This window comes from Aurantimonas sp. A2-1-M11 (assembly GCF_036549475.1).
In the GTDB taxonomy this organism is placed as follows: Bacteria; Pseudomonadota; Alphaproteobacteria; order Rhizobiales; family Rhizobiaceae; genus Aurantimonas.
The window spans coordinates 81,869-89,788 of record NZ_JAZHLI010000014.1; the positions used below are offsets into that span (position 1 = coordinate 81,869).

At 68.7% G+C, this 7,920-nt stretch carries 5 protein-coding genes and 1 tRNA gene; 2 read left to right on the forward strand and 4 right to left on the reverse strand.

The window, feature by feature from the left end; genetic code table 11:
- Positions 1-16 precede the first annotated feature (16 nt).
- Together guaB and VQ042_RS09025 are read right to left on the reverse strand one after the other, a co-directional pair.
- Positions 17-1,522: an IMP dehydrogenase gene (gene guaB, locus VQ042_RS09020; RefSeq protein WP_331818352.1), complete on the reverse strand. Its 1,506-nt coding sequence runs from the start codon at positions 1,520-1,522 to the stop codon at positions 17-19.
- 440 nt (positions 1,523-1,962) lie between these two features.
- Positions 1,963-3,000 (reverse strand): MBL fold metallo-hydrolase, encoded by a 1,038-nt coding sequence (locus VQ042_RS09025; protein WP_331818354.1) that lies wholly within the window; start codon positions 2,998-3,000, stop codon positions 1,963-1,965.
- Between the two features lie 195 nt (positions 3,001-3,195).
- Between VQ042_RS09025 and VQ042_RS09030 the strand changes: the two genes are divergently transcribed.
- The gene (locus VQ042_RS09030; protein ID WP_331818356.1) at positions 3,196-4,584 is read left to right on the forward strand and encodes an MFS transporter; all 1,389 of its coding nucleotides are present in this window, start codon (positions 3,196-3,198) and stop codon (positions 4,582-4,584) included.
- 55 nt (positions 4,585-4,639) lie between these two features.
- Here the strand turns inward: VQ042_RS09030 and VQ042_RS09035 are convergent, their stop codons facing one another.
- Entirely contained in the window at positions 4,640-5,407 is a 768-nt protein-coding gene (locus VQ042_RS09035; protein ID WP_331818358.1) for an RlmE family RNA methyltransferase, read from the reverse strand.
- Positions 5,404-7,107 carry a Ppx/GppA phosphatase family protein gene (locus VQ042_RS09040; RefSeq protein ID WP_331818360.1) on the reverse strand — a complete coding sequence of 568 codons (1,704 nt, stop codon included), beginning with the start codon at positions 7,105-7,107 and terminating at the stop codon, positions 5,404-5,406. The genes VQ042_RS09035 and VQ042_RS09040 overlap by 4 nt, the downstream gene beginning before the upstream one ends.
- A 378-nt stretch (positions 7,108-7,485) precedes the next feature.
- Here VQ042_RS09040 and VQ042_RS09045 point away from each other — a divergent pair.
- Positions 7,486-7,559 (forward strand) — tRNA-Gln (locus tag VQ042_RS09045).
- Positions 7,560-7,920: the final 361 nt, after the last annotated feature.

The following is a 7,920-nucleotide window of genomic DNA, read 5'->3' on the forward strand; positions in this document are numbered from 1 at the left end:
GATGCGCTCTGACTGCCTAGACGAGCTGGCCCGGATAGTTCGGGCTCTCGCGGGTGATCGTCACGTCATGGGCGTGGCTTTCGCGCAGGCCCGCATTGGAGATGCGCACGAAGGTCGCTTCGCGGCGGAAATCTTCCAGGGTCGCCGAACCGACATAGCCCATCGCCGCCCGCAGGCCGCCGGTGAGCTGGTGCAGCACCGCTGCCACCTGGCCCTTGTAGGCCACCTGACCTTCGATGCCTTCCGGCACCAGCTTCAGCGTATCGCGGACTTCCGCCTGGAAGTAGCGGTCGGCGGAGCCGCGCGCCATCGCGCCGACCGAGCCCATGCCGCGATAGGCTTTGTACGACCGGCCCTGATGCAGATAGATCTCGCCGGGGCTCTCGTCGGTTCCCGCCAGCAGCGAGCCGATCATCGCCGCCGATGCGCCGGCCGCCAGAGCCTTAGCGAGGTCACCGGAGAACTTGATGCCGCCATCGGCGATGACCGGGATGCCGGCCTTGTCGGCCTCTTCCGCCGCACCCATGATCGCCGAGAGCTGCGGCATGCCGACGCCCGCCACGATGCGGGTGGTGCAGATGGAGCCCGGCCCGATGCCGACCTTGACGCCGTCGGCGCCCGCGTCGATCAGCGCCTTGGTGCCGTCGGGGGTCGCCACGTTGCCGGCAAGGATCTGCACCTGGTTCGACATGCGCTTCACCCGCGCGACGGCGTCCAGCACCTTCTGGGAATGGCCGTGCGCCGTGTCGATGACGAGGAGGTCGATGCCGGCGTCGATCAGCCGCTCGGCGCGTTCGAAACCGTCGTCGCCGACGCTGGTGGCGGCTGCCGCGAGCAACCGGCCGTGAGCGTCCTTGGATGCGCTCGGATTGAGCTGGGTCTTCTCGATGTCCTTGACGGTGATCAGCCCGATGCAATGCTGGTTGTCGTCGACGACCACCAGCTTCTCGATGCGGTGGTGGTGCAGGAGACGCTTGGCTTCGTCCTGGTCGACATTGTCGCGGACGGTGATCAGCCGGTCCTTGGTCATCAGCTCGTGGATCGGCTGACGGTCGTCGGAGGCAAAGCGCACGTCGCGATTCGTCAGGATGCCGACGAGCCGGCCGCGATTCTGGCCGCCGGAGCCGCCATTCTCGACGACCGGGATGCCGGAGATATGGTGCAGGTTCATCAGCGCGCGGGCGTCGCCGAGCGTCGCGTCCGGTCCGATCGTCACCGGATTGACGACCATGCCGCTCTCGAACTTCTTGACCTGCCGTACTTCCTCGGCCTGCTCGACCGGCGTCAGATTGCGGTGGATGACGCCGATGCCGCCGGCCTGCGCCATGGCGATGGCGAGACGCGCCTCGGTAACGGTGTCCATCGCCGCCGACAGGATCGGTATGTTGAGCTTCAGCGTGCGGGTGATCGCGGTGCGCACGTCGACCTGGCCCGGCATGACTTCCGAATGCCCCGGCTGCAGCAGCACGTCGTCGAAGGTCAGCGCTGTGATGCCGGTTGCGGTCTCGATGATGCGGGCCATGCCAGTCCTCTTGAACGATGCGTCCGCCGGCAGGAGCGCGAGTCGGCGGGAGAAGGATTGGCAAGGGCTGCTAGCATGCCAACATGACATTGGAAAGCGCGCGCCCTTGTCGTCCCGTCGCGGTCGCTTGACGCATTCGGCGACCTCTGGAAGGTCTCCGGGTGGTCGGGTGAGAGTCGGTATCGCGTGTACATCGCCGACAGACGGTTCAGGGCGCTAGGACCGGCATCCTCATGATTGCCGCGTTGGGGGCAGAGGCGATTGCGGCGACGTGCGAGAGCTACGGCAGTTGCCGCGAGGCCGCCGTGGAATGGTGCGCCGGCCAGCATCTCGCGCTGATCGCGGTCTCCGCGGACGTGTCGCCTGTCGTTGGACGAGCCCTTCGTCGGGAGGGCAGGGCCGATGACGGCCCCGCTCCATGTACCTGAACGCGGCGCCGATCAGGCGTCGGCTTCGACATCCAGCTGATAGGTCTCCGGAATGAACCGGTAGCCGCCGCCTTCGAGCTTCTCGGCATAGCCGATCGCCGGGAAGGGCATGTGATAGCCGATGAAGGGGATGCGCTCCTCGGCGACGCGGTCGAAGACACGCCTGCGGGTCGCGGCGGCCGCAGCCTTGTCCATGTCGAACCGCACTTCCCACTCCGGCTTCTGCAGCGAGGCGACGAAGTGATTGGCGGTATCGGCGGTCAGCCAAAGCCGCTGCCCGCCCGAAGCAACCTCGAAGATCATGTGGCCGGGCGAGTGGCCGAAGGCCTCCATCGCGGTAATGCCGGACACGACTTCGTCACCCTCTGCCACGAAGCTCATCTTGTCCTTCAGCGGCACGACCATCTGTTCGACCAGCCTGGCATTGCCGGCGCGGTCGCCGTTCATGGCCTCCTGCGACGTCCACCAGTCGAACTCCGTCTGCCCCGCCACGTAGCGGGCATTGCCGAAAGTCGGCTCGCCGCCGGTCATCAGTCCCTGGATGTGGTCGCCGTGGAAGTGGGTCAGCACCACGATGGTCACGTCGTCCGGACTGTAGCCGGCCTCGGCCATCCGCTCGACCAGCTTGCCGAAGCCGTTTTCCCTGCCGGATTCGCCGAAGCCGGTGTCGAACAGGACCAGATTGTCGTCGAGCTCGACGAGCACCGGCGTGAAGCCGTTCACGAACTGGTTTTCCGGCAGATAGTTCGCGCGCATCAGCTCGGCCATCGCTTCCTGGCTCTGGTCCGCACCGAAGGTCGGGTAGGGGCCTTCGCCGGGGCGCATCCCGTCCAGGATCGTGGTGATGCGGGCATCGCCGATTTCCACCCGGTGCCAGCCGGGCGAGGGCATCCGGGCCCGTTCGCTCGCGGCCTCGGCGGCCGTCGACGTGTCCTGGGCGGAGGCCGAGCGGCCCTGCAGGAGGCCGGTCACCGCCGCGCCACCGGCGGCGGCCAGTTGCAGCGCGGTGCGGCGGCTGAAGGTGGATCGTCCGTCGGTCTCGTTGCTCATGAATACCTCGTATTGCTGTGGAAGATCGGGGTGATGTTTCGTGCGCGAGAGCAACTGGCATCTGTACCCCGACAGGCAACCTTGTGCACGGCTTGTTGAAGATGGATCCGGCCGCGACCTCCCATTTCCGCCGATCCTGCCCTATCTCCTGGGCGGATTACCCAGCCCGCCTTACCGCACATCCGGGGTCAACAGTTGAACCGCATCGTTCCGGTCGTGCTCGCCGTCGCACTGTTCATGGAGAACATGGACTCCACGGTGATCGCCACCTCGCTTCCGGCGATCGCCGCCGACATCGGCACGAGCCCGATCGCGCTGAAGCTCGCCTTGACGAGCTATTACGTGGCGCTGGGGGTGTTCATCCCGATTTCCGGGCGGATCGCCGACCATTGGGGGCCCAAGCTCGTCTTCCGGCTCGCCATCGCTGTCTTCGTCGTCGGCTCGCTGGCCTGCGCCATGGCGGATTCGCTCGGCGGTTTCGTCGTCGCCCGCTTCGTCCAGGGCATGGGCGGCGCGATGATGACGCCGGTGGGGCGGCTTCTCCTGGTGCGGGCGGTGCCGAAATCCGACCTGGTCAGCGCCATGGCCTGGTTCACCATTCCGGCCCTGATCGGCCCCCTGATCGGACCGCCCGTCGGCGGCGCCATCGCCACCTACGCGGACTGGCGCTGGATCTTCCTGATCAACCTGCCGATCGGGATCGCCGGCATCCTTCTGGCGACGCGCTACCTGCCGAAGGTCGACCGGGTCGCCGGCGTGCATTTCGACTGGCCGGGCTTCGCCCTTTCGGGCTTTGCCTGCGCCGGTATCGTCTTCGGCTTCTCTGTGGTCTCGCTGCCGGCCCTGCCGCCGGCGGTCGGCGTCGGCATGGCGCTCGCCGGCGCGGTCTCCGCGGGGCTGTTCGTGCGCCATGCCCGCCGCGTCGAGCAGCCGGTGCTGCGCCTGGAGTTGTTGCGGATTCCGACGCTGCGCGCGGCGGTCACCGGTGGCACGCTGTTTCGCATCGGCTCGGGCGCGGTGCCGTTCCTGTTGCCGCTGATGCTGCAGCTCGGCTTCGGCTACACGCCGCTGCAGTCCGGTCTGGTCACCTGTGTCGCCATCGGCGGCGCCATGGGGATGAAACTCCTGGCCAAGCCGATCCTCAAGCGCTTCGGGTTCCGCACCACCCTGATCGTGACGACGATCGTCGGCGGATTGCTGACGGCGGCGCTCGGCTTCTATCGTCCCGACGCGCCGATCGCGGTGCTCCTGATGGTGCTGCTCGTCGGCGGCTTCTTCCGCTCGCTGTTCTTCACCTCGATCAACGCGCTGGCCTTCGCCGACGTGCCGCGTCAGGCGACCGGCGACGCGACGGCGATGATGGGGGCGTTGCAGCAGGTGGCGATCGCGACCGGCGTGGCGCTGGCAGGGGCTGTCCTGGAAATCGGCATGGTGGTGTCCGGCCGCGACGCCGCCAGCCCGGCCGACTTTTCCGCGGCCTTCCTCGTCGTCGGGCTCGTCACGGTGTCGGCCGCCGTCGCCTTCGTGCCGATGACGCGGGCGGCGGGCGGCGAGGTCTCCGGGCGCCGCGTCCCGGCGGAGTAGGGGCGCGGGGGATCCCAACGCTTCGGGCGGACGGGAACCGCCTGCGCGCCCCGCCTCAGCCGAGCGGGCCGGCGTCCTCGTCGGCCTGGTCGTGGATCCGGGGATCCTCGGCCGCGTCGGCCAGCTCCTCGATCTCGGCCCGCTTGCCCTTGAAGCTCTTGGCGAGGATGTAGAGTTCGACCGATCCTTCGCGCGAGGCGGGCGGCTTGACGTGGTGGACGCTGACGAAATGCCGCTTGAGCAGCGTCAGGAGTTCGCGCTCGGTTCCGCCCTGGAAGGTCTTGGCGAGGAAATGCCCGCCCGGCTTCAGGGTGCGGATGGCGAAGTCCGCCGCGACGTCGCAGAGATGCATGGTGCGGATATGGTCGGTCGGGCGATGGCCGGTGGTGGGCGCGGCCAGGTCTGACAGGACGATGTCCGGCGCGTCGCCCAGGGTCTCCATCAGCTTGTCGGGCGCCGCATCGTCGAGAAAGTCCATGAGCAGGATGGTCGCGCCGGGGACCGGCTCGACGGTCAGATAGTCGATGCCGACGACGCGCACGTCCTCTGCCGACGATCCCGTGCGCTCCACCGCCACCTGGCACCAGCCGCCCGGCGCCGCGCCCAGGTCGACGATCCGGTGGCCGGGCTTGAGCAGCTTGTAGCGGTCGTCCATCTCGATCAGCTTGTAGGCCGCGCGCGAACGGTAGCCATCGGCCTTGGCGCGCCGGACATAGGGATCGTTGAGCTGGCGCTCGAGCCAGCGCCGGGACGAAACCTTGAGCCCGCGCTTCTTCTTGACCCTGACGGTCATGCCTCGACTGTCGCTGCGTCCGCCGGTCATGTCGCGTTGTTCCTTGTCGTATCCCTGCGGCGCCAGACGCCGTCAGCGACCATCATTTCCATCAGAAGGCCCTCGCGCAGGCCGCGGTCGGCCACCCGAAGGGTTGGGGCCGGCCAGACCCTGCGGATCGCCTGCAGGATCGCGCAGCCCGCCAGTACCAGATCGGCGCGATCGCTGCCGATGCAAGGGTTGGCGATGCGCTCCTCGAAGCTCCAGCCGGCGATGCGCGCGACCAGCTCGTCGGCCTCCAGATCGGTCAGCCAGAGCCCGTCGACCTGGCGCCGGTCGTAGCGCTCGAGCTTCAGATGCACGCCGGCCAGGGTGGTGACCGTGCCGGAGGTGCCCAGGAGATGGAAGCGATCGGTGCCGACCAGCGAGCCGAGCTTGTCGCGGCCGGCAAAGCCGTGGATCATCTCCACGGTCTCCGAAATCATCGTCTCGAAGATCTCGGGCGTCACGTCGCGGCCGCCATGGCGCTCGGCCAGCGTCACCACGCCGACCGGCAGCGAGGTCCAGGCGACGATCTGCTTGGACAGGCGGCGGGTGTCGCGGCCGCGCAGGTCGAGCAGGGCGATCTCCGACGAGCCGCCGCCGATGTCGAACAGCACCGCCCCGCGGGCCGAGCGCTCGATCAGCGACCCGCATCCGGACACGGCCAGCCGCGCCTCGGTCTCGCGGGTGACGATTTCCAGTTCCAGCCCGGTCTCGCGCGCCACTTCCTCGATGAATTCGGCGCCGTTGGCCGCGGCCCGGCAGGCCTCCGTGGCGATCAGGCGGCAGCGCACGACGTCGCGGGCCGACAGCTTCTGGGCGCAGATCGACAGCGCGGCGATCGCCCGGTCCATGGCACCGCGCGACAGGCTGCCGGTGCGACTGAGACCTTCGCCGAGGCGCACGATGCGCGAGAAGGCGTCGATGACCCGGAATTGCCCCGGCCGCGTCGGGATGGCGATCAGCAGCCGGCAATTGTTGGTGCCGAGATCAAGGGCGGCATAGACCGGCGCACGACGCACCGGTGCGGGCGCGTCTGCGGACGGGCTGGCATGGGCCTGGCGATCGGCCGCCGCTGGCGGGGAGGCGGCGTCCGCGCGCAGCTGGGACGACCCGGACTCCGCCACGACCGGCGCGGCCTGTTCGCCGGCTGCGGCGAAGCGGCGCGAGCGCCGGCGGCGCTGCTTCCTGGCGCCGCGCGGGCGCGCGTTGTCGCCGGCAGGGGCTTGGGCGCTTTCCTGCTCGGGCGCTGCGCTGCGGACTGCCGGTTCGGCGGAGGCAGCCGCGTTCTTCGCGGATTTGCGCCGCCGGCGTCGCTTGCGCTTGGTCAGCGGCGCGCCGTCGACGGGCTCGGGCGCATCGGCGCGCGCGGTCGGCGCCGACCCGATGTCAGGTTTGTGGTTCTTCGTCCGGTCCGTAGGCTCGCCCGTCGCCGCCCTGTCACGGGAAGGAGGCCGCCGCGCGGACCCGTCGCGGGACGCGTCCTGCGACGGCACGGGCCGTTGATCCACTCTGTTGGACCAGCCATCTCCCTCGTCGGCGCCTTGGCGGTCATGGCCTGCGGGCGCAGTCCGCCCGTTCAAGGCGTCCGACGTGCCGCCCTCCTGGCTGCGCGGGTTCTCCGCGCCCGGATTGTCGTCGCGCGGGACGTTACGCCCGGGTCCTGCGGCATCGGCGCTGGCACCTGCCGGCCGCTGAGACGACGCCATGCGTCCCGTGCCCGATGCGGCATCGGGCGAAGGGGTGTCCGCATGCGGACGATAGGCCGGGGCTCCGGGCCGTCCGGCTGGAATCAACGATGGACGCTTTCTCCCACCGATTTCATGGTCACTCACACTGTCTCTCCGGCGCCGCGCTCTGTCGGGCAGCGCCTCAGTTTGCTGGGTTGGGCCGAGTGTACCAACCCCGGGAGCAGGCGCAAGGGTCGCCGCCGCGATGGGCATCGCCGACGGGCCGGCCCCTTGCGGCACCGCCTTGGTGGCCGGGCCCGCAGGCGGCGCGCGAATTTTTCCCCGGCAAGGGTTCACAGCCGCCCCTCGCATGGGTATATGGGGGGCGTCACGCCGGAGCGACGCTCGGCTGGCCGTTGGGGAATAGGTTAACGGTAGACCCACGGACTCTGACTCCGTTAGTCCTGGTTCGAATCCAGGTTCCCCAGCCACTCAAATCCACTCAAAACTCTGAAAAGCCTAGGGTTTCCCGACCTTGCGCGAGCCCGCGGTCTTGCGGCTCGTGGCCCGGAGCGGGGCCTTTCAGGCTGGAATCCGATACAGGTGCTGGATATGCAGTGGATATGGCATATCCACTGGAGTCGTCCCCATGCCCACTGTCGAGATGAAATTCGGCCCTACCGCTATGAAGCGCGCCTTGGCTGAGTCGGATGGGCGGCATCCATCGAATGCGCCGCTGGGTAACTGCTCAGGTGGCTGGCATCAGAGGGTCTGAGCAGCGGGTGCGAAGAGCGTAGCAGCGATGTCGCGGATGGCGCCGAAGGCGGTCTGTCCTGCGATGCGAGCGGTGCT

What these genes read in the sequence shown, in the direction of transcription:
- guaB (WP_331818352.1), bottom strand. Translation starts at nt 1,522, where the DNA reads ATGGCCCGCATCATCGAGACCGCAACCGGCATCACAGCGCTGACCTTC.
- VQ042_RS09025 (WP_331818354.1), bottom strand. Translation starts at nt 3,000, where the DNA reads ATGAGCAACGAGACCGACGGACGATCCACCTTCAGCCGCCGCACCGCG.
- VQ042_RS09040 (WP_331818360.1), bottom strand. Translation starts at nt 7,107, where the DNA reads ATGGCGTCGTCTCAGCGGCCGGCAGGTGCCAGCGCCGATGCCGCAGGA.
- VQ042_RS09035 (WP_331818358.1), bottom strand. Translation starts at nt 5,407, where the DNA reads ATGACCGGCGGACGCAGCGACAGTCGAGGCATGACCGTCAGGGTCAAG.